General features: G+C 67.9%; 18 protein-coding genes and 2 pseudogenes. 14 read left to right on the forward strand and 6 right to left on the reverse strand.

The genetic code is table 11. The annotated features are described in order from the left end of the window. The first annotated feature begins 53 nt into the window (after positions 1–53). The 9 genes from ACQPYH_RS41285 (at position 54) to ACQPYH_RS41325 (ending at position 11,427) form a co-directional block, all read left to right on the forward strand. Complete coding sequence (locus tag ACQPYH_RS41285; RefSeq protein WP_134109952.1) at positions 54–449, forward strand: TOBE domain-containing protein; 396 nt, start codon at positions 54–56, stop codon at positions 447–449. Further along, positions 449–1,246, forward strand: a complete 798-nt coding sequence (gene modA, locus ACQPYH_RS41290; protein WP_432883242.1) for a molybdate ABC transporter substrate-binding protein — start codon at positions 449–451, stop codon at positions 1,244–1,246. Before ACQPYH_RS41285 ends, modA begins: the two co-directional genes overlap by 1 nt. Before the next feature lie 38 nt (positions 1,247–1,284). Further along, positions 1,285–2,049 carry a molybdate ABC transporter permease subunit gene (gene modB / locus ACQPYH_RS41295; protein WP_432883245.1) on the forward strand — a complete coding sequence of 255 codons (765 nt, stop codon included), beginning with the start codon at positions 1,285–1,287 and terminating at the stop codon, positions 2,047–2,049. A gap of 20 nt (positions 2,050–2,069) precedes the next feature. Then, the gene (locus tag ACQPYH_RS41300; RefSeq protein WP_432883247.1) at positions 2,070–3,107 is read left to right on the forward strand and encodes an ABC transporter ATP-binding protein; all 1,038 of its coding nucleotides are present in this window, start codon (positions 2,070–2,072) and stop codon (positions 3,105–3,107) included. 261 nt (positions 3,108–3,368) lie between these two features. Next, positions 3,369–5,936 carry a class III lanthionine synthetase LanKC gene (gene lanKC, locus ACQPYH_RS41305; protein WP_432883249.1) on the forward strand — a complete coding sequence of 856 codons (2,568 nt, stop codon included), beginning with the start codon at positions 3,369–3,371 and terminating at the stop codon, positions 5,934–5,936. A 4-nt stretch (positions 5,937–5,940) separates the two neighbouring features. Beyond that, on the forward strand, positions 5,941–6,078 hold the full coding sequence (locus tag ACQPYH_RS41310) for a SapB/AmfS family lanthipeptide (RefSeq protein ID WP_130387812.1): 138 nt from the start codon (positions 5,941–5,943) through the stop codon (positions 6,076–6,078). Positions 6,079–6,272: 194 nt separating this feature from the next. Continuing rightward, positions 6,273–8,096 carry a prolyl oligopeptidase family serine peptidase gene (locus ACQPYH_RS41315; RefSeq protein ID WP_432883253.1) on the forward strand — a complete coding sequence of 608 codons (1,824 nt, stop codon included), beginning with the start codon at positions 6,273–6,275 and terminating at the stop codon, positions 8,094–8,096. Then, positions 8,093–9,745 (forward strand): ABC transporter ATP-binding protein, encoded by a 1,653-nt coding sequence (locus ACQPYH_RS41320; protein ID WP_432883256.1) that lies wholly within the window; start codon positions 8,093–8,095, stop codon positions 9,743–9,745. The genes ACQPYH_RS41315 and ACQPYH_RS41320 overlap by 4 nt, the downstream gene beginning before the upstream one ends. Beyond that, on the forward strand, positions 9,742–11,427 hold the full coding sequence (locus ACQPYH_RS41325) for an ABC transporter ATP-binding protein (RefSeq protein ID WP_432883258.1): 1,686 nt from the start codon (positions 9,742–9,744) through the stop codon (positions 11,425–11,427). The genes ACQPYH_RS41320 and ACQPYH_RS41325 overlap by 4 nt, the downstream gene beginning before the upstream one ends. On the opposite strand, the gene ACQPYH_RS41330 is transcribed toward ACQPYH_RS41325, so the two are convergent. Continuing rightward, positions 11,406–12,005, reverse strand: coding sequence for a response regulator transcription factor (locus tag ACQPYH_RS41330; protein ID WP_432883261.1), 600 nt, complete (start codon positions 12,003–12,005; stop codon positions 11,406–11,408). The genes ACQPYH_RS41325 and ACQPYH_RS41330 overlap by 22 nt on opposite strands. On the opposite strand from ACQPYH_RS41330, the pseudogene ACQPYH_RS41335 reads away from it, so the two are divergent. Beyond that, a pseudogene (locus ACQPYH_RS41335) lies at positions 11,982–12,506 on the forward strand (DUF5946 family protein); the annotation flags it as partial. The gene ACQPYH_RS41330 and the pseudogene ACQPYH_RS41335 sit on opposite strands and share 24 nt — an antisense overlap. Here ACQPYH_RS41335 and ACQPYH_RS41340 read toward each other — a convergent pair. Next, a pseudogene (locus ACQPYH_RS41340) lies at positions 12,402–12,755 on the reverse strand (hypothetical protein); the annotation flags it as partial. The pseudogenes ACQPYH_RS41335 and ACQPYH_RS41340 overlap by 105 nt on opposite strands. A 171-nt stretch (positions 12,756–12,926) precedes the next feature. Between ACQPYH_RS41340 and ACQPYH_RS41345 the strand changes: the two are divergent. Then, the gene (locus ACQPYH_RS41345; RefSeq protein ID WP_432883263.1) at positions 12,927–13,553 is read left to right on the forward strand and encodes a transglycosylase family protein; all 627 of its coding nucleotides are present in this window, start codon (positions 12,927–12,929) and stop codon (positions 13,551–13,553) included. A gap of 298 nt (positions 13,554–13,851) precedes the next feature. Here ACQPYH_RS41345 and ACQPYH_RS41350 read toward each other — a convergent pair whose 3' ends face one another. From ACQPYH_RS41350 to ACQPYH_RS41360, 3 genes are read right to left on the reverse strand one after another with little or no spacing between them, the layout of a single operon-like run. After that, positions 13,852–14,502 (reverse strand): class I SAM-dependent methyltransferase, encoded by a 651-nt coding sequence (locus ACQPYH_RS41350; protein WP_432883266.1) that lies wholly within the window; start codon positions 14,500–14,502, stop codon positions 13,852–13,854. Positions 14,503–14,506: 4 nt separating this feature from the next. Further along, positions 14,507–15,148 (reverse strand): Pr6Pr family membrane protein, encoded by a 642-nt coding sequence (locus ACQPYH_RS41355; RefSeq protein ID WP_432883269.1) that lies wholly within the window; start codon positions 15,146–15,148, stop codon positions 14,507–14,509. Between the two features lie 40 nt (positions 15,149–15,188). Then, positions 15,189–15,734 carry a 2TM domain-containing protein gene (locus tag ACQPYH_RS41360; RefSeq protein ID WP_432883271.1) on the reverse strand — a complete coding sequence of 182 codons (546 nt, stop codon included), beginning with the start codon at positions 15,732–15,734 and terminating at the stop codon, positions 15,189–15,191. Positions 15,735–15,802: 68 nt separating this feature from the next. Here ACQPYH_RS41360 and ACQPYH_RS41365 point away from each other — a divergent pair, with 68 nt between their 5' ends. From ACQPYH_RS41365 to ACQPYH_RS41375, 3 genes are all read left to right on the forward strand, one after another. Next, a complete protein-coding gene (locus tag ACQPYH_RS41365; RefSeq protein WP_432883273.1) occupies positions 15,803–16,411 on the forward strand; it encodes a TetR/AcrR family transcriptional regulator in 609 nt (202 codons plus the stop codon). Positions 16,412–16,483: 72 nt separating this feature from the next. Further along, the gene (locus ACQPYH_RS41370) at positions 16,484–16,996 is read left to right on the forward strand and encodes an AAA family ATPase (protein WP_432883275.1); all 513 of its coding nucleotides are present in this window, start codon (positions 16,484–16,486) and stop codon (positions 16,994–16,996) included. A 35-nt stretch (positions 16,997–17,031) separates the two neighbouring features. Beyond that, positions 17,032–19,116, forward strand: coding sequence for a molybdopterin-dependent oxidoreductase (locus ACQPYH_RS41375; RefSeq protein WP_432883278.1), 2,085 nt, complete (start codon positions 17,032–17,034; stop codon positions 19,114–19,116). Here ACQPYH_RS41375 and ACQPYH_RS41380 read toward each other — a convergent pair. Beyond that, on the reverse strand, positions 19,113–20,123 hold the full coding sequence (locus ACQPYH_RS41380) for a LacI family DNA-binding transcriptional regulator (RefSeq protein WP_432883281.1): 1,011 nt from the start codon (positions 20,121–20,123) through the stop codon (positions 19,113–19,115). The genes ACQPYH_RS41375 and ACQPYH_RS41380 overlap by 4 nt on opposite strands. Between the last annotated feature and the right edge of the window lie 138 nt (positions 20,124–20,261).

Here is a 20,261-nt window from a genome sequence, read left to right on the forward strand (position 1 = left end):
TAACTGTGGACAACCTGGCACCAATCCGCAGGTGCGGCGGTATGCTGTCTACCGTGCCGAACTTGCGGGTGAGTGAGGCAGCCGCACTTCTGGGGGTCAGCGACGACACGGTTCGGCGCTGGATCGATCAGGGGCGGTTGCCGTCGAAGCAGGAGAGCGGCCGGATGGCCGTCGACGGGCAAGCGCTCGCCGCTTTCGCCCAGGAACTGGCCGACTCCCCGGAGCCCGGCCATACCACCGCCGCCTCGGCGCGCAACAGGATGCGGGGGATCGTCACCCGCGTGCTGAAGGACGGCGTGATGGCCCAGGTCGAGATGCAGGCCGGGCCGTTCCGCGTCGTGTCGCTGATGAGTCGTGAGGCCGCGGACGAGCTCGGGCTGGAGCCCGGCGTGGTGGCCGTCGCGTCGATCAAGTCCACCCATGTCGTCGTCGAAATACCGGAGGCCTGATGTTCCGTCGTACCGCGCTCGCCGCCCTCGCCACAGTCGCCGCGCTCACCATGGCCGGCTGCGGCGACGACAGCCCGGCCGCGTCGTCCTCGCCTTCGAGCAGTTCGAGCAGCTCCAGCAGCACGCCCGCCGTGTCCGGCACGATCGCCGTGTTCGCGGCCGCGTCGCTGACCGGGACGTTCACCCAGCTGGGCAAGGACTTCGAGGCCGCGAACCCCGGCACGAAGGTGACCTTCAACTTCGCCGGCAGTTCCGCGCTCGCCAAGCAGATCAACGAGGGCGCGCCCGCGGATGTGTTCGCCTCGGCGGCGCCGAAGAACATGGACGACGTGAAGGACAAGGGCACGCCGACGAACTTCGTCAGCAACACGCTCGAGATCGCCGTACCGAAGGGGAACCCGGGCAAGGTCACCGGGCTGAAGGACTTCGCCGACAAGAACAAGAAGATCGCGCTCTGCGCGGTGCAGGTTCCGTGTGGCGCGGCGGCCGACAAGGTGTTCAAGGCAAGCGGTATCACCCCGCAGCCGGACAGCCTCGAGCAGGACGTGAAGGCCGCGCTGACCAAGGTCGGTCTCGGTGAGGTCGACGCCGCGCTGGTCTACAAGACCGACGTGCTGTCCGCCAAGGACAAGGTCGAGGGCATCGAGTTCCCTGAGGCGAGCAAGGCCGTGAACGAGTACCCGATCGCCACGCTGACCAAGGCTCCGAACGCTGCCGGCGCGCAAGCGTTCGTCGACTACGTTCTGTCCGACAAGGGCAAGGCGGTCCTGAGCGCAGCCGGCTTCTCCGCACCGTGAGTCGTCGTGGCAGGAGTACGAGCGGGCGACTGCCCCTCGTGCTCCTGCTGCCTGCTCTGATCGGACTGGCGTTCCTGCTCGTCCCACTGATCGGCCTGCTCGCCAAAGCGCCTTGGTCGACGCTGCCGGCGAAGCTGCACAGTGCTGACGTCTGGCAGGCGCTGAGGCTGTCTCTGGTATGCGCCACGTCCGCCACTGCGTTGTGTCTGGTGCTGGGCGTTCCGTTGGCTTGGTTGCTGGCTCGTGGCGGGCTGCCGGGGCGTAGCTTGATCCGTGCGTTCGCGACCGTGCCTCTGGTACTGCCGCCGGTGGTTGGCGGCGTCGCACTGCTGCTGGTGCTCGGGCGACGCGGTCTGGTCGGTCAATACCTCGACTCATGGTTCGGGATCTCCTTGCCGTTCACAACTGCCGGCGTGATCGTGGCGGAGGCGTTTGTGGCTATGCCGTTCCTGGTGATCTCTGTGGAGGGTGCACTGCGCGCAGCCGACCCGCGGTACGAGGAGGCGGCCGCAACACTCGGTGCGGGCCGCTGGACGACGTTCCGCCGAGTGACGCTGCCGTCTATCGCCCCAGGGATCGTTGCGGGGACTGTGCTGTGCTGGGCGCGCGCACTGGGCGAGTTCGGCGCCACCATCACCTTTGCCGGCAACTTCCCCGGCCGTACGACGACTATGCCGCTGGCTGTCTACTTGGCGTTGGAGACTGATCCGGATGTGGCCGTCGTACTGAGTCTGGTGCTGCTGTTGGTCTCCGTCGTCGTACTGGCGTCTCTGCGCGAGCGCTGGATCAGCGGGCTCCAATGACTCTGTACGCTGACCTCCAGGTGAGACGTGGTTCGTTCGCGTTGTCCGTGGACCTGACTGTCGAGCCGGGCGAGGTAGTCGCACTCCTCGGCCCTAACGGCGCCGGCAAGACCACTGCGCTCCGTGCGATCGCCGGACTGCTCGCCCTGGACGGCGGACGCATCGCACTGGACAACTCTGTCTGGGACGAGCCGCCGCGCACCTTCCGTACGCCAGACAGGCGGCCGATCGGCGTGGTCTTCCAGGACTACCTCCTCTTCAACCACCTGAGCTGCCTGGAGAACGTTGCCTTCGGCCTCCGAGCCCGCGGCGTCGAGAAGCAAACCGCCCGTGCAGAAGCTGCCCGTTGGCTAGAGACCGTTGGCCTGTCGGAGTACGCCCGTACGCGGCCGCGCGCTCTGTCCGGTGGCCAAGCCCAGCGTGTAGCCCTGGCTCGCGCTCTGGCTACGGATCCCGAGCTACTACTCCTCGACGAACCGCTCGCCGCCCTGGACGCCAGCACCACCCTCCACGTCCGAGCCGAGCTCGGCCAACATCTCCGCCGCTTCGAGGGCCGCACCCTGCTAGTCACCCACGACCCGCTCGACGCCATGGTCCTCGCCGACCGCCTGGTCATCATCGAAAACGGGCAGGTAGTCCAAGAAGGCAAGCCCACCGAGGTAGCCCACCGCCCCCGCACCAACTACGTAGCCCAACTCGTAGGCCTAAACCTCTACCGAGGCACCGCCACCGGCACCACCGTCACTCTCGCCGACGGCGCCACCATCACCCTCGCCGAACCAGCCACCGGCCCGGTCCACGTCGCCTTCCCACCCACTGCCGTCAGCCTCTACACCACCGCACCGTCCGGCAGCCCCCGCAACACCTGGCCCGCTGTAGTAACCGGCATAGAACAACACGCCCACACCGTCCGGGTCCGCCTCAACGCCTCCCCCACCGGCCCACCCGACCTCCTGGCCGACATCACCCCCGCAGCCGTAGCCGACCTCCACCTAACCCCCGGCCAAACCCTCCAAACCACCCTCAAAGCCACCGAGGTCCACACGTACCCGGTGTAAGTAGCGCCGGCCCTGCATAGGGAGGGCTTGCACGAGGTAGGCGGCATGGGGTTACGGGTTGTGATGGGATTGTCGCGGATTGACATGTTGTTACGGGGGGAATCGCGCTCAGGTTGTGCAATACGGTAACGAAGAGTGTTTAGATACTCACTCGTAGTGTGTGGGTTCTTCACATGAGAGTGATGACATCGTGCACTACGCCGAGCCCTGTGGTGGCGCCCAAGATGTGGCGGGGCACCACGAAAGGGGGGTCGGACAGTCATGCATGAGAGTTACGAGTTCTACTGCCTTGCGGATCGGCGGTTCTACGAGACGCCGGCCAATCGCGGTGCTCAGCATCCGGATTTCGCCATCGCCGGGCGGGCGGTGCCGGACGGGTGGCGGCATGTGCCGGGTGAGCAGTGGATGCATTACGCGCCCGGCGATCTCCGGCCGCCCGCGCAGGGGTGGAAGATCCACGTGTCGGCGCGGTTGCAGGATGTGGAGCGGACGCTCGAGGCGGTGTGGGAGTACTGCGTCCCGCGTGGCATCGCGTTCAAGTTCCTGCGCAACGAAGCCGTCCTGGTGATGGTCAACTCGAAGGCTGCTCCCCGCGGGTCGAGCGGCAAGCTGGTGACGATCTACCCGACCGACGACGCCCAGTGCGAACTGATCCTGAAGGACCTCGCCGAGCTCCTTCAAGGCGTCGAAGGCCCTTATATCCTGAGCGATCTGCGCTACGGCGAAGGTCCGCTCTTCGTGAGGTACGGCGCGTTCGTCAGCCGCCACTGTCTCTCGCCGACCGGCGAACGCGTTCTCGCCATCGAAGATGCCCAGGGCAACCTTGTCCCGGACCACCGCGGCCCGACCTTCGTCACGCCGTCGTGGATCACGCTGCCGGACTTCCTGCGGCCGCACCTCGACGCGCGCAACGCGGTCACCACCAACGACCTCGCGTACACGATCGACGGCGTCATCCAGTTCTCCAACGGCGGCGGCGTGTACGTCGGCCACCACAACGAGACCGGCGACCGCGTCGTACTCAAGGAAGGCCGTCCGTACGCCGGGCTCGACATGGCCGGCCGGGACGCGGTCGCGCGGATCGCTCACGAGCGCGACATCCTCGAGCAGCTCGACGGCCTCGACGCCGTGCCGACGCTGCACGACTACCTCCAGCTCGGCGAGCATCACTTCCTCGTGCAGGAGCACATCGACTCGGTGTCGCTGCAACGCGAGCTGGTGCGCCGCTATCCGCTGACCCACCCGGATGCAACCGAGGCAGACAAGGCGGAGTACGCCGAGTGGGCGACCGCGATGATTGCCAAGGTCGGCGAGGCCGTGGGTCAGCTGCACGAGCGCGGCGTCGTGTTCTGTGACCTGCACCCTGACAACCTGCTGCTCGACGCGGACGGCAAGCTCACGCTGATCGACTTCGAGGTCGCGACCAAGGCCGAGGACCAGGCCCGCTCGACGCTCGCCCACCCCGGGTACGCCGCTCCGCAGGACCGGCAAGGCGTCGACGTCGACCGGTACGCGCTCGCCTGTATCGCCCTCGGCGTTTATGCGCCGCAGGCAACGATCTTGCTCAACCTCCATCCGGGCAAGGCGTTCCAGCTCGCCGGCATGATCGCCGACACCTTTCCGGTGCCGCGCGCCACGCTCGACGAGGCCGTCAAGACGATCGTCGGCCCGGGCAAGACGCACGACCCGGCGATGGTCGACCTCGCGCTGCCGGGCGAGGCCGAGTGGACCGACGTACGCGACGCTCTCACCAAAGCCATCGTCGCCAGCGCGACGCCCGAACGCACCGACCGGCTGTTCCCCGGCGACATCGCGCAGTTCCGCGACGGCGGCGGCATCGACCTCGCGACCGGTGCAGCCGGCGTGCTCTATGCGCTGAGCAAGACCGGCGCGCGCTTCCCGCAGTACGACGAATGGCTGCGCAAGCGAGCCGTCGACACCGAGACCGGACCAGGTCTGTACGACGGCCTCCACGGCGTCGCACATGTCCTCGAGGACCTCGGCTACCGGCAGGACGCGCTCGACCTGGTCGACCGTACGCTCGCCGACGACTGGAGCTCCCGCGAGCTCGGGCTGCACTCCGGCCTCGCCGGCATCGGTCTGAACCTCCTGTACTTCGACACCGAGCCGACGCTGCGAGCGAGAGCTGTCCGCGTGCTCGACCTGGTCGCCGATCGGCTGCAGGTCGACGTACCGGAGATCAGCGGCGGCCAGCACGCGCGCGCCGGGCTGATGTACGGATCGTCCGGGCCGGCGCTGCTGTTCCTCAACGCGTTCGAGCAGCTCGGCGACACCGGTCTGCTCGACCTCGCCGAGATCGCGATCCGGCAGGACCTCAAGCGGACCGTGCTCACCGACGACGGGATGCGCCAGGTCAATCAGGGCTGGCGGACCCTGCCGTACCTCGAAGAAGGCTCAGCCGGCGTCGCACTGGTCCTCGAGCGGTACCTGCGCCATCGGCCGTCCGAAGAGCTCGCCCTGACGCTCAACGAGCTGAAGCGAGTCACGCACTGCGACTACTACGTCCAGCCCGGCCTGTTCATGGGTCGCGCCGGCCTGCTCCTCACCGCCGCTGCACTCGGCGAGGACCAGGCGACGGTCGACGACCTCGTGCACGGTCTCGGCTGGCACGCGATGCCGTTCGAGGGCGGCCTCGCGTACCCGGGCAACCAGCTGCTCCGTCTCTCGATGGACCTGGCGACCGGATCGGCCGGCGTACTGCTGGCCCTGGGTGCGGCGCTGCACGATGCGCCGGTCGCCCTCCCGTTCCTCGGACCTCCCCAGTGGTCCGAGTCCATGTCCCGACGATCTACACCGAAGGAGGTGTAAACACATGGCACTTCTCGACCTTCAGGGTCTGGAGACCCCGGGTTACGGCCACGGCGGCCACCACCACGGCGGCTCCACGCTGACCGTGCTGGGCTGCGCTTCGCAGACCCCGAGCAACCTGAGCCTGCTGCTCTGCCACTGATACGGCACCTGTATTGCCAGGTAGTGAGGCCCTGGGTGGGCGGCAATCCACCCAGGGCCGACCTGCATTCAGGGACCGATCGGGACCGCCGGTGACCGACTCGCCTCGGTCGCCGGGCGGCTTCTTGTAGCTCAGCGAACTAGCGCTCGTTGTGTTGGTGGGGGACGGAAGAAGAGAGTGAGGTGATCGATTCCGTGCAGTCTTATCCATGCGCCGAGCGCTCGTCGCTCGTGGAGCAGGTGCACGGTCGTAGCGTCGCGGACCCGTACCGCTGGCTCGAGGACTCCTCGACCGTTGAGACCAAGCACTGGTCAAGGGCTCAGGACGACCTGTGGCTGACGTACGCCGGCACGCTGAGCAGCCGGTTCCGCTGGAAGAACAGGGTGCGACAGCTGTCCGATGTCGGCAGCGTGTCCACGCCCGTCTGGCGAGGCGGCCGCTGCTTCACGCTGCGGCGCGAGCCTGGCCAGCAGCCCGTAGTCTTCGTCGACGAGACTCCGCTGATCGATCCGAAGCGGCTCGATCCGACCGGACTGACCACGCTCGACGCCTGGCAGCCGTCACCGGACGGCACCAAGCTCGCGTACCAGGTCTCCCGCGGCGGCGACGAGCGCTCGACTCTGAACATCCTCGACATCACGACGGGTGAGCTCATCGACGGCCCACTCGACGGCTGCCGGTACTCCCCCGTCGCTTGGCTCCCGGACGGCAGCGCGTTCTACTACGTGCGCTTCCGTCAGGTTCGACGCCACCACCTGGGCGACCCAGCCGACGTCACGGTCCTCGACCGCGAGGCGTCGTACGGGCTCGAGCTCAGCGCCGACGGCCGCTGGCTGACGATCTGTACGACGAACGACCTGTGGTTCGCGGACCTGTCAACAGACGACGAGCCCAAGCACCTCCGGCAGGAAACCACCACGATCATGTCGGTCGGCCCCGACAACCGCCTGTACGTCGTTACCGCCGGCGGGATCCACATCGGCGACCCGGTCGAGCCGACGGTCTGGCGTGACTACATCCAGCTGGATGCACCGCTGACCGGCCTCGCGATCCTCGACGACGTCGTCCTCACAAGCACAACCAGCAAGATCGCAATCCACGACCGCGAGACCGGTCGCCGGCAAGGCACCATCGACCTCCCAGGTGTCGGATCCGTCGGCTCCCTGAGCAGCCACGGCAATCGAGCCTGGTTCACCTACACGGACAGCATCACGCCGCCGACGGTCCACTGCTACGACGCCAGCACCGGCCAGACGACAGGGGCCAGCAACAGTCGGGAAGCAGAAACGCAGCACCTGAGCTACACGTCGCCCGACGGCACCGAGCTCGAGCTGCACGTGATCGGCAAGCCAGGTGGACCCACCATCCTCTACGGGTACGGCGGCTTCGGGCAGGCGCTCACCCCGACGTACTCCGCTTTCGCGCTCGCCTGGGTTGAAGCCGGCGGCGCGTTCGTGACCGCGACCATTCGCGGCGATGCCGCACACCGCGACGCAACGAAGCAGCAGACGATCGACGACTTCATCGCCGCCGCGGAGCACCTGATCGCCGAAGGGACCCCCGCCGACCAGTTAGCAATCTGCGGAGAGTCCAACGGCGGCCTGCTCGTCGCCGCGGCACTCACCCAGCGCCCTGAGCTGTTCGCGGCAGCCGTCGCATCCGCGCCACTCACCGACATGCTCCGCTACGAGCTCTCAGGTCTCGGCGAACGCTGGACGGCGGAGTACGGCTCGGCCAAGGACCCCGACGACTTCGAGACGCTGGCGAGCTACTCGCCGTACCACCAGGTCAAGAGCGGCGTGAAGTATCCGGCCGTCCTGCTGACAGTCTTCGGGAACGACACTCGCGTGGATCCCTTGCACGCAAGGAAGATGTGCGCGGCACTCCAGCACGCAACCGCAAGCCAACGGCCGGTGCTGCTCAGATTCGAGCCGGACGCAGGTCACACCACCGGTGGGATCAACCTGGCCGCCGACATGCTGGCCTTCCTCGCCACCGAGACAGGCCTGGACCGATGATCACCTTCAAAGAGGTGGCGAAACGCGGCCGCGGCTGGTTGCCGCTGATCGGTCTCAACGCGCTCATCGGCAGCGGCGTGACGCTCGCGCTGCCGACAGTCCTCGGCCGTTCCGTCGACGCGATCGTGGCCGGCCACGGGTACACCCGCTGGTTGATCGCCGCCGCCGCGCTGATAGGCCTGGGCATCGCGGCGAGCATCGTCGACGCGTTCGCCGGAGCGGCCTGTGTCGCCGAAACCACCGCCTGGCTGCGTCATCGCCTGGTACGCCACGTCGTCCGCGGCGGCCCCGCCGGCACGCGCGACTTCGAGACCGGCGATCTGGTCACCCGGGTCTCGGCCAACGCCACGGACGCCGCCCAGGCCGGACCGGCCGCGGTCACAGCCATCGCCGCGATCGCACCCCCACTCGGCAGTCTCGTGCTCCTGGCGCTGATCGACCCGTGGCTCGCCGCCGCCTTCTTCGGCGGCGTCGTGCTCGTGATCCTCGTCCTGTGGACGTTCGCCAAGCGAACCGCCGACGTCAGTCTGAACTACCAGGAGACGCAGGGCCGCATCGCCGCCCTGTTGTCCGAGTCACTCACCGGCATCCGCACGATCACGGCCGCTGGTACGACGGAACGCGAGGAGGGCCGCATCCTCGGCCTCCTCCCCGAGCTCCACCGCAACGGCGTCGTCACCTGGCGGATCCTCGCCCGCTCCGGCGCGCAGGCCGCAGTGGTCGGCCCGCTCGTATTGGTCGCCGTACTCGCGGTCGGCGGTCTGCAGCTCGTCGCCGGCCACATCACCGCGGGCGAGCTGTTCGCCGCCTCGCAGTACGCCGTCCTCGGCGCCGGCCTGGGCAACCTGACCGGCGTCCTCGGCGAACTCGCTCGCGCGAAGGCCGGCGTACGCCGGTCCGCCGAGGTGATCGCGATCGACACGATCGCCCACGGCACGCTGACGGTCCCGGCCGGACCGGGGCAGCTCAGCTTCGACGGTGTGAGCGTGATCGCCGACGGGAATGTCCTGCTGGACAACGTGAATCTCGACCTTCCGGGCGGTCTCACCGTCGCCGTGGTCGGCCCTAGCGGTGCCGGCAAGTCCGTCCTCGCGGCGGTCGCTGCCCGGCTGCGGGATCCGTCGACGGGACAGGTCTCGCTGGACGGCGTACCGCTGCAGGCCATCAGCCGGCATGAGCTGCGTCGCGCGGTCGGCTGCGCGTTCGAGCGTCCGCAGTTGGTCGGCCGGACTGTGGGCGAGGCGATCGATCCGCACGCGGTCAGCCCGATCCGGGCGCTGGCCGCCGCGCGCGCCACCCATGCTCACGACTTCGTCAGCCGTCTGCCCAACGGGTACCTCACTTCGTTGCGCAGGGCACCAATGTCCGGCGGCGAACGTCAGCGGCTCGGCCTCGCCCGCGCCTGGTCCGCACGCCGCCTCCTGGTCCTCGACGACGCCACGTCGAGCCTCGACACGGCCACTGAGCGCCAGATCACCCGCACCCTGACTGAGGACCGCCACCACCGCACCCGCCTCATCGTCACGCATCGCCCCGCGACCGCGGCCCGCGCCGACCTGGTCATCTGGCTCGACCACGGCCAGATCCGCGCCATCGCCCCGCACGCTGACCTCTGGCACGACACTTCCTATCGAGCAGTCTTCGGATGAAGCGGGAGCTGTCGTACGGCGCAACCGCGCTGCGGAAACGAGCCACGGTCAAGCTGATCGCGTGGTCGGTTCCGGAGATCCTGCCGACGGCGGTGTACGGGATCGCGGTGGCACGAGCGACCGACAGCTTCCTTGCCGGACACGCATGGCAAGGGATCATGTGGCTCGCTGGGCTGGTCGTGACCGCTGGCCTGGGCGCCGCCGGGGCGCGGCAGGTCTATGCACGGCTAGGCGACCTCGTCGAGCCGCTCCGCGACGATCTGGTACGACGAGTTGTCGGGGGCGCGCTGCGAACCGGAGACGACGGCGCCGTCGCGCGACTGAACCGACAGGTGGAGATCGTCCGCGACACGTTCGCGGGCTTGGTCCTGGTACTGCGAAGTTTCGCGGTCACGCTGTTCGGCGTACTGACCGGGCTGCTGTCGCTTGCCCCGCTCGTCGCGGCGTTCGTCGTACCGCCGTTCCTCGTCGGGTTCGCGTTGTCGCTTGCGGTGCTGGGGATGGCGGCGGATCGGGTCCGCGCGTCGTTGACGGCTGACGAGGACCTGGCAGCGTCGGCAGGCATGGTGTTCAGCGGCGTCCGCGACGTCACGGCGGCCGGCACCGAGGAGTACGCCGAATGGCTGGTCGGCCAGCCGATCGAGGCGCACGCGGCGGCGGAGCGCGCGCTGGCGAAGGTCGCGGCCCTGCGGACGTTGTGCTTCGCGGTCGGAGGGTGGCTGCCCCTGCTGATCCTGCTCGCGACCGGTCCGTGGCTGGTCGACCGAGGCGTCAGCACAGGCACGCTGCTCGGTGGACTCACCTACGTGCTGATCGGCTTGCAGCCCGCTCTGAACACGGTGATGAACGCACTCGGCGACAGCGGCCTGCGATACGTGATCACGCTCGGCCGGATCCTCGACGCGTCCAGTCCCGCGGAGCAGCCGCGGCCGGTCGACGACCTCAAGGGCTACCAGGTCCGGCTCCAGAGCCTCACGTTCGCCTATGGCCCGAAGGCCGAGCCCGTGCTCGACAAACTGGAGCTGACCATCCCCGAAGGCGAGCACCTCGCGGTGGTCGGACCGAGCGGTATCGGCAAGTCCACGCTGGCCGGCCTGGTCTGTGGCATGCTCACCCCGACGAACGGCCGCCTGCTGCTCGGCGGTGCACCACCGACCGAGGTGACCACCGCCGAACTCGCGAAGACCAGAGTGCTGATCCCTCAGGAGGCATACGTCTTCAGCGGGAGCGTGCACGACAACCTCACCTATTTGTTGCCCGATGCAACGACAGAGCAGGTCAGGCAGGCCGTCGAAGCGGTCGGCGCCACGCGGCTGATCGAGCGACTGAAAGAAATCAAGCCCGGCGAACTGTCCGCCGGCGAGAAGCAACTGATCGCACTGGTCAGGGCTTATCTCTCACCCGCACCGCTGGTCGTGCTCGACGAGGCGACCTGCTTCCTCGACCCGGAGGCCGAGCGCCAAGCCGAAGAGGCGTTTGCCAAGCGCAACGGGACGCTGATCGTCATCGCCCACCGGATCAGCTCCGCCCTCCGCGCGCGCCGCATCCTCGTCCTCGACGGCAACCAGGCCGCGATCGGCACGCACGCCAGCCTGATGCGCACATCGCGTCTCTACCGCGACCTGCACGGCAGCTGGACGCCCAGCGCTCAGCCCAGGGCTCAGATCCAGCCCGCGTCCTGAGCTTTGCGGATCGCCTCGATCCGGCTGCGAGAACCAGTCTTGGCGAGGATCCGGGACAGATAGTTCCGCACGGTCCCAGCACTCAAGCTGAGCGTGCGCGCGACCTCCTGCGCAGTCGCTCCCGTAGTGACCTGACGCAGTACTTCGCACTCGCGATCGGTGAGCGGGTTGTCGCCCGCCTTCAAAGCAGCCACAGCGAGGCGTACGTCGACCACCGGCAGGCCCTTCGCCACATCGCGCACGGCCTGCACCAGCTGATCGGTCGTCGCGTCGGTCGCGATCAGTCCGATCCGCGGCGCCTGCTTCACCAGCGCCAGGCTGGTGGCCGCAATCGCCTCATGGTCGATCAGCACCAGTACGCCGCGGCCGGCGAGCTTGCGGCAGAGCTCCTCGATCCGGATCCGGCCAGGCAGCTGTGGATCGAGCAGGAAGACGTCCGGGCGCCGTCCGGCCACCTGGAGAACGTCCTCCGAGCGGTCCAGCTCGGCCACCACGTCCAGGTCGTTCTCTCTTGCCACCACCGCGGCCAGTGCACCACGCACCAACGTGCCGCGATGGCCGAGAGCCACTCGGATCACGCCTACTGCCCCCATCACATCCGTCGCCTCATCCGCCGGCCCGCCCCCAGCGGTAAAACAGCTGCCGGACGGCGGTGCCCGTGCTTCGATCAACGAGTGAACTCGCCCGATGGCACGCATGAATCAACGGTTTGTCCCGGCTGCCGCGCCGTACTTCCATCGTCGGAGTGGCCCGACACCCCGAAGTACAACGCCTCGCCGGAGTGTGCGGAGGTCGCCGGTGAGCTGCTCGGGTTCGAGGTCGAGAACGCGGCCCGGCTCGGCTACCTGCACCAGCTCCGGATCGACGCGTACGGCGGACAGCACGTCAAGCCCGATGCCCCGCGCATCGGCCCGGCGTTCGCGCTGAACGGCCTCTACATGTTCCTCGAGCGCGGCTCGGGCAACGTCGACGTACGGACGGCTCACGGCATCATGGCGAACTCGTACGACGACTGGCCGCGACTGGTCCCGCCGGATCGGGTCGGCGAGCTCACGGCGTACGACGTCCTGATGTCCGGCGGGGTCGACGAGGTTGAGTCGGCCCTGCTCAAGTGGGCTCGCCAGGTCTGGGAGTCGTGGCCCGACGGCGTCCGGGGAACGATCCGGGAATTGACCGTGGAACTGGTCCCGGAACGCTATTTCAAGCGCTGATAAACCGATCGGTTCCAGGCCGCGGCCGATCGGCGTGTCGGCCCGGAAACCGTTCTGTTGTTGGGGTTTCGGTACGTCAAAGGGTGGAAAAAGTTCGGGGCAGATCCGAATCTGCACTTGCGTTTCGGAGGAACCTCACCGAGGATGACTCAGGTCGCGTCGTTACCGTGGCGTGATCATTCGGACGCTGTCCTGTGACCTGCTGTGGGATGTGTCCGGATTGCCCCTCCCCCTGCACGAGGGCCTGGTGTGCCCCACCATGCCCGAGCTCACAAGGAGCGCTTTCTGATGTCCAAGGCCCGACATGCGCGCGCCCGGCGAAGTACTCGCCGGGTGGCTCGAACCCTCTCCATCGCCGGTCTGGGAGCCGGTATCACCGCCGCCGGAGCCGGTGCGGCGTTCGCGACCGATTACCACGTGAAAGCCGGCGACACCCTCTCCGAGATCGCCCAGGCCAACGGTGCCGACTGGCACGAGCTGGCCCGGATCAACAACCTGAAGGACCCGAACCTCATCCTGATCGGGCAGACCCTGACCCTGGACGGCGCGAAGAAGGCCACTCCCGCGTCGAAGGTGGTCAAGAAGTCCGAGACCAAGAAGTCGACCGCCAAGAAGGCCGACCGCGACGGCCGCTCGAGCCGGTCCGAGGACCGCCCGAAGGCGAGCAGCGGCAAGGCGAACCTGAGCGGCGCCTGGGCCAAGGTCGCCAACTGTGAGTCCAGCGGAAACCCGCGCGCCGTGAATGCTGCCGGCTACTACGGGTTGTTCCAGTTCGACTTGCAGACCTGGCGCAGCGTCGGCGGCTCCGGCAACCCGGCGAAGGCCTCCGCGGCCGAGCAGCTGATGCGCGCGAAGAAGCTCTACGCGCAGCGCGGCGCCTCCCCGTGGCCCGTCTGCGGCAAGTACCTCCGCTGACCCGGCAGCCGGGCGGGTCGGTGGTAGACCATCCTCCCGCCACCTGCCCGGCACCCCCTGGACCGCTTCCCGCTCATCGTGGCGGGTAGGCGCAAACTCATCCGTGATCGCGATGAGCGGGAAGCACCAGAGATTGAGGGCGTCTGAGGACCCTGCGCCGTCGCGAGCAGGTGCTCGGCGGAGTGCCTCGGCGTGCTGGAGGGGAGGCCTCGATGTGGTTTCATCGTGGCCTTTCCTCCAGTGCGCCGAGGTGCCCGCCGAGTGCCGCGCAGTAGGCGCAGGGTCCTCAGACGCCCTCCTAGCTGCGGGTGATGACGAGCATTTCGTTGGCGCCGAGCTGGAACTCGTAGGGGACCTTGCGGATCTCGGTGGTCACGCCCTCGAGCGACGCGAGGAGGTCCGGCAGCCACGGGATCGGGTCGCCCGCACCCTGCTGCACCAGCGGGAAGATCCGGACCTCGGAGTTGCTGACCCGGATCAGCTCGCGCAGTGCGGTCTCGTGCCACTCGCGGTCGTACTTGTCCGACCAGGTGAAGAGCAGGTGCGAGCAGAGCACCAGCTCGAAACGGCGATCACCGAAAGGCAGCTCCGGCAGGCCTGCGGCGACGTACCGCTCCGGCGCCGCCATCACGTCCTGCAGGAACCGGTCGGCGGCCTCGATGCGGTACTGGTCCTTCCGCTCCGGCGATCCGTACCAGTGCCAGACGAAACTCCCCTGATGCTCGTCGACGATTCCCGACGTGGCCGGCAGGCTCCGTCGGACGGCGTCCACGAGTTCCGGCGTCTCCAGTTCGTACGCCGGGTCGGCGGCGATCGCATCCACGCCACGTTCGGCGGCCTCGGCGGTGAAGCTGGCGCCACCGGCGCAGCAGTCGAGGATGGAGTCCGGGAGTTCCTTCAGGTCGAACATCGCTTCGTACTCGGCGTACGAGCGCGAGGTCACCAGCACTGGTCTACCTTTCGACGGTTGTGTTCCGACGCAACCGGCGATCGAGGGTGGTTGCCCCGGCCGCCAGAGCCAGGAAGAGTACCGCCACCAGGAGACAGTTCAGCAACACCCGTCCGTACCCGTGCTCGTCGACGTTCACGAACGGGTACGGGTAGAACCCGACGAACGCGCCGCGGACCAGCGTGAACACCAGCCACAGCACCGGGAACACGATCGACCAGCCGGTGATCCGCCAGTCGGTGAGCCCGCGCGGCCCGAACGCAAGCCACCCGAGCACGCCGACCAAGGGCGCCACAGTGTGCAGGAGGAAGTTCGCCACCCACGCCCAGCCGTGCAGCTCATCCGATCCTGCGAGCACCGCGTGGTAGACGATCCCGGTCACCGCGATGCACAGCACGCCGTTCAGCCGCAGGGTCTTGAACAGCTCGCCGCCCGACCGGTCCGGCTGCAGCGCCAGCATCAGCACCGTCCCGCCGAGCAGCAGGTTCGACTGGATCGTGAAGTAGGCGAACACGTTGAACACCCGCTCGGGGTTGTCCGGGAAGAACCCCGCGTTCCCACTCGCTGTCACGAAGAGCTGGATGACGATCCCGCACGCCACCACTGCCGCGGTGACCGCAGCCCAGATCCGCCCAAGCGTCGTCATGCACGAAATGTACGACGAGTAACCGCGCGGACCGGGGACGTCAGACCGACTGCTTCTCGCGGTCCCGGTCGAAGGAGTAGCTGAACGACACGATCGCGTCGATCACGAGCACGAGCGTCCACGTCCCGGCCGGCGCGAGCACCGCGTCGTACCCACGACCGGACAGCAGGCCGAGACCGATCATGATGCCGACGCCCACGACGTACGAGGCCAGGTGCCGGAACCAGCCGGCCCGCTCCCGGCGGGCACGCTCGGGACCGCGCTTCGGTGGCTTCGCCGGACGCGGCGCACCGCCGAGGTAGTGCGCGGCCCACTGGTCCGCCCACTTCAGCGTCTGGTGCCCGAAGCCGACGCTGACGCCGATGAAGATCGCGGCCAGTGAGTGCTTGAACGCCGGCTCGGCACCGCGATGGATGTCGATCACACTCGCGACCAGCATCACGACGTCGACGAGCGGTACGGCGGCCAGCAGAACCATCCCGGCCTTCGGCAGCTTCAGCAGGTACCGCGTGACGAGGCCAGCGGCGAGCAGCACCCAGAACCCGATCTCACACGCGGCGATCACAGCGACGAGCACGTCGTTCACCCTTCCGAGGTTTTTCAGCACGACTGTGTTGTAAAAGACACTAACACAACTGTGCTAAAAAGGACTCCATGCCGAAGATCGTCGACCACACCGCCCGCCGCGAGGAGATCGCCGAGGCGCTGTGGCGAGTGGTCCGCCGGGACGGGATCCGGGCCGCGTCCGTCCGGACGATCGCCGCCGAGGCGGGCTGGTCGGCCGGCGCGGTCCGCTACTACTTTCCGGACCAGGACGGTCTGCTGAGCTTCGCGATGGACCTGGTGTCGCGCCGGGTGACCGATCGGGTCAGCGCGATCGAGCCCAAAGGCAGTGTCGAGGCCATCGTGTTGCGCTACCTCGACGAGGTGCTGCCGCTCGACGCCGAACGCCGCGCCGAGTTCGACGTCTGGCTCGCGTTCATGGCACAGGCCCGGGCCGAATCGGGCGCCGGCGCGTTGCAGGAACACCTCGACAAGGTGCACAACGAACTGCGTCAACTGTGCGAGACGCTGCTCCGTTCGCTCGCCGATGCCGGCGTACTCAAGGACGGTCTCGATCTGCGTCGCGAGGTCGAGCTCCTACATGCTCTGCTCGACGGCCTCGCCTTGCACGCGGCAATCCAGCCGGATCGTACGACGCCGACCCGGCTGCGGCAGCTGATGCGCCGGCATCTGGAGTCGGTGATGGCCGAAAACCCCTGACAAAACTAGGGTTTTCGGAGAAGAATCGCCGCGACCGGTTCAAAACCTTGCGCCACGTGGCACGATCACCGCATGGAGTCCGAGGGGGTGATCGTCGTCAGTGGAATCACGGCGGCGGGGAAGTCGTCGGTGTCCCAGATGCTCGCCGAAAGATTCCAGTACGGCGTGCATCTTCGGGGGGATGTTTTCCGGCGGATGATCGTCAGCGGACAGGCCTCGATGGCCGACGACGTACTCGAAGCGCAGCGTCAGCTCCAGCTCCGTTACCGGCTCGCCTGCATGGCCGCCGACGAGTACGCGAACGCGGGTTTCACCGTCGTACTGCAGGACGTCGTGATCGGTGAATTGCTGCGCGAATTCCTCGACGGCATCCGGACCCGCCCGCGGTATCTCGTCGTACTGACGCCTCGGCCCGAGATCATCTCCGGCCGGCTCGGCGGGGCGCATCATCTGGTCGACGAGCTCGATTACGAGCTGCACGCGTTCAGTCCGCGGCGCGGATTGTGGCTGGACAACTCCGACCTGTCGGTCGGCGAGACGGTCGACGCGATTCTCGGACGACTCGACGAGGCCGTCTTCGACTGATGGCGAGTCTTCCTACCCGAGGGTAGTTTGAGTGGATGACCGTACGGCGGACCTCGTGCAACCTGTGTGAAGCGATCTGCGGCGTGCTCGTGACCGTCGAGAACGGCCGCGTCACCGACATCCGCGGCGACGAGTCGGACCCGCTCTCGCACGGTCACATCTGCCCGAAGGCGGTCGCGCTTCGTGATCTCCAGGAGGACCCCGACCGGTTGACCACGCCGGTACGACGGACGCCCGACGGCTGGCAGGAGATCGGGTGGGACGCGGCGTACGAGCTCATCGTCGACAAGCTCACCGGGATCCAGAAGGAGCACGGCCGGAACTCGATCGGCGTGTACCTCGGCAATCCGAACGTTCACAGTCTCGGCGCGCTGACGCATATGCCGACGATGGTCAGGCAGCTGCGGACCCGGAACAAGTTCAGCGCGACGTCGATCGATCAGCTGCCGCACATGCTGTCGTCGTACCTGCTGTACGGGCATCAACTGATGGTCGCGGTGCCGGACATCGACCGGACGTCGTACCTGTTGATGCTCGGCGCGAATCCGCTGGCGTCGAACGGCAGCATGATGACGGCGCCCGGGTTCGGCCGGCGGCTGAAGGACGTGCGCAAGCGTGGTGGAAGGGTCGTCGTCATCGATCCGCGGCGGACCGAGACAGCGGCGGTCGCCGACGAGCATCACTTCGTGCGGCCGGGGACGGACGCGGCGTTCCTGCTCGCGTTGATCCATGAGGTGATCTCGCTGGGCGCAGCCCGTCCGGCGGAGTACGTCGACGGGCTGGCGACGGTCGAGGAGGTGGTTGAGCCGTGGACGCCGGAGCGGGCGGCGGGGATCACCGGCATCCCGGCTGACGTGATCCGGCGGATCGCTCGCGAGTTCACCGAGGCTGACCGGGCCGCTTGCTACGGGCGGGTCGGGGTGTCGACGCAGCAGTTCGGCGCGATCTGCCAGTGGGCGATCCAGGTGCTCAACATCATCACCGGGAACCTCGATCGGCCGGGCGGGACGATGTTCCCGCGGCCGGCCGTGAACGCGTTGCTCGGGTTGGGGCGCGGGCATATCGGCGTGTGGAAGAGCCGCGTGCGCGGGCTGCCCGAGTTCGGCGGCGAACTGCCGGTGTCGACGATGGCCGAGGAGATCCTGACGCCGGGCGACGGCCAGATCCGGGCGATGGTGACGGTGGCCGGCAACCCTGTGCTGTCGACGCCGAACGGCCGCAAGCTGGACGAGGCGCTCGGCTCGCTGGACTTCATGGTCGCGGTCGACCCGTACATCAACGAGACCACCCGGCACGCGGACGTGATCCTTCCGCCGGCGCCGCCGCTTGAGCGCGACCACTACGACGTGATCTTCCACCAACTCGCCGTACGCAACACCGCGCGCTGGAACGACGCAGTACTGCCCAAGCCCGCGGACGCTCGGCACGACTGGGAGATCTTCCGGGATCTCGGGTTGGCTCTTGTACGGCGTACTCCGTGGAGCCGCCGGCGGGTCGAGGTGACTGCTCGGCTGCGGGTCTCGCCGCGCAGGATCGTGGACGCCGGGCTGCGGATCGGGCCGTATCGGCTGTCGGTGAGCAAGCTCCGGAAGTCACCGGGCGGCATCGATCTCGGACCGTTGCAGCCCGCCTTGCCCGCAGCGCTGCATCACAAGTCGAAGCGGATCGATCTGGCGCAACGGATGATCCTGGACGACCTGCCGCGGCTGGATTCACTCAACGAACTGGACGGCCAGCTCCTCCTGATCGGCCGACGCCACCTCCGCAACAACAACTCCTGGATGCACAACTCGGCGCGGTTGGTGAAAGGCAAGCCCCGGCACCAGCTGCTGATGAATCCCGACGACCTGGCCGAGCGCGCACTCACCGACGGCCAGTTCGTCACGGTCACCTCCGCGGCCGGCTCGATCTCCGTGGAAGTTGCCTCCAGCAACGACATCATGCCCGGGGTCGTCAGCCTGCCGCACGGCTTCGGCCACAACCGGCCCGGCGCCCGCCTCACGATCGCGAACCAGGTGCTCGGCCAGAGCGTCAACGACGTGACCGACGCCGGATACACCGACGCCGTGGCCGGCACCGCCGCGGTCAACGGCGTACCGGTCACGGTGACGGCGTCCTAACGCGGAGGCGCCGAACTGTCGCGGATGATCAGCAACGGCGTCGAGTACAGGTGGGCCTGAGGCTGTGCGCCGGAGATCAGGGCCAGCAGACGCTGGGTCACTTCCGCGCCGTACCCGACGATGTTGTGGCTGAGCGCCGTGAGCGTGGGATGGGTGATCCGGCACAGCGCCGAATCGTCCCAGGCCACGAGCGTGAGATCGTCCGGAACGCGGAGGCCGAGGCCTTGGATGACGGCCAGGCCGGCCACCGCCATCAGGTCGTTGTCGTAGATGATCGCGGTCGGGCGCGGCGAGGCGGTGACCACGTCGCGCGTCGCGGCAGCGCCCTGGGCGGCGGAGTAGTCGGTGTGATGGATGCGGGTCTCGATCGACAACCGGCGGGTGGCCAGCTCGAAGGCCTGGTCGCGGATCCAGACATCGCCGTACTCCGGCGGCCCCGCGACGCGCGCGATTACCCGGTGGCCGAGCGACGCGACGTGATCCAGGGCCGCGTTCATCGCCGCCGTACCGTCGGTCCAGACGCACGGCATCCCGTCCGCGAGCGCCGGATCCCCGACCAGAACGGCCGGCAGCCCGAGCTTCCGCAGTACCGGAAGGCGGGGATCGGCGACGCGGAGGTCGACGACGATCACGCCGTCGACCCGGCGCTCGGCGGCCCACTTCCGGTACGTCGCCAGCTCCTCGTCGAGATCGGTCACGACCTGCAGGGCCAGCGCGTACGACTTCTGCGCGAGGACCGACTCGACGCCGCCGACGAAGCCCATGAAGTACGGCTCCTCGATCAGGGTCTGCGCCGACCTCGCGAGCACCAGCCCGAACGTCTCGCTGCGCGCGGCGGACAACTGGCGGGCGGCCCGGTTGGGCACCCACTCCAGCTCCGCGGCGACCTGCAGCACCCGCGCGCGGGTGGCCTCCGACACCCCGGGCTGGTTGTTCAGGGCGTACGAGACGGCGCCTTGGGAGACACCACAACGACGGGCGATCTCCTTGATGGTCACACGGGACACAACGGTTCACTCCTCACGGGCGACCGGACCGCTGACGGTCGGTCCGGAATCCTTCAGTGTGCGCCTGACCTGAACACCCTGTCATCACTTGAGCACACAAAGTGACCGTTTGATCAAACTCGGGAATCCGAGAGACTT

It is taken from the genome of Kribbella sp. CA-245084, assembly GCF_050942355.1.
Classification (GTDB): Bacteria; Actinomycetota; Actinomycetes; order Propionibacteriales; family Kribbellaceae; genus Kribbella.

What these genes read in the sequence shown, in the direction of transcription:
- modA (WP_432883242.1), top strand. Translation starts at nt 449, where the DNA reads ATGTTCCGTCGTACCGCGCTCGCCGCCCTCGCCACAGTCGCCGCGCTC.
- lanKC (WP_432883249.1), top strand. Translation starts at nt 3,369, where the DNA reads ATGCATGAGAGTTACGAGTTCTACTGCCTTGCGGATCGGCGGTTCTAC.
- ACQPYH_RS41310 (WP_130387812.1), top strand. Translation starts at nt 5,941, where the DNA reads ATGGCACTTCTCGACCTTCAGGGTCTGGAGACCCCGGGTTACGGCCAC.
- ACQPYH_RS41320 (WP_432883256.1), top strand. Translation starts at nt 8,093, where the DNA reads ATGATCACCTTCAAAGAGGTGGCGAAACGCGGCCGCGGCTGGTTGCCG.
- ACQPYH_RS41325 (WP_432883258.1), top strand. Translation starts at nt 9,742, where the DNA reads ATGAAGCGGGAGCTGTCGTACGGCGCAACCGCGCTGCGGAAACGAGCC.
- ACQPYH_RS41345 (WP_432883263.1), top strand. Translation starts at nt 12,927, where the DNA reads ATGTCCAAGGCCCGACATGCGCGCGCCCGGCGAAGTACTCGCCGGGTG.
- ACQPYH_RS41355 (WP_432883269.1), bottom strand. Translation starts at nt 15,148, where the DNA reads ATGACGACGCTTGGGCGGATCTGGGCTGCGGTCACCGCGGCAGTGGTG.
- ACQPYH_RS41365 (WP_432883273.1), top strand. Translation starts at nt 15,803, where the DNA reads ATGCCGAAGATCGTCGACCACACCGCCCGCCGCGAGGAGATCGCCGAG.
- ACQPYH_RS41370 (WP_432883275.1), top strand. Translation starts at nt 16,484, where the DNA reads ATGGAGTCCGAGGGGGTGATCGTCGTCAGTGGAATCACGGCGGCGGGG.
- ACQPYH_RS41375 (WP_432883278.1), top strand. Translation starts at nt 17,032, where the DNA reads ATGACCGTACGGCGGACCTCGTGCAACCTGTGTGAAGCGATCTGCGGC.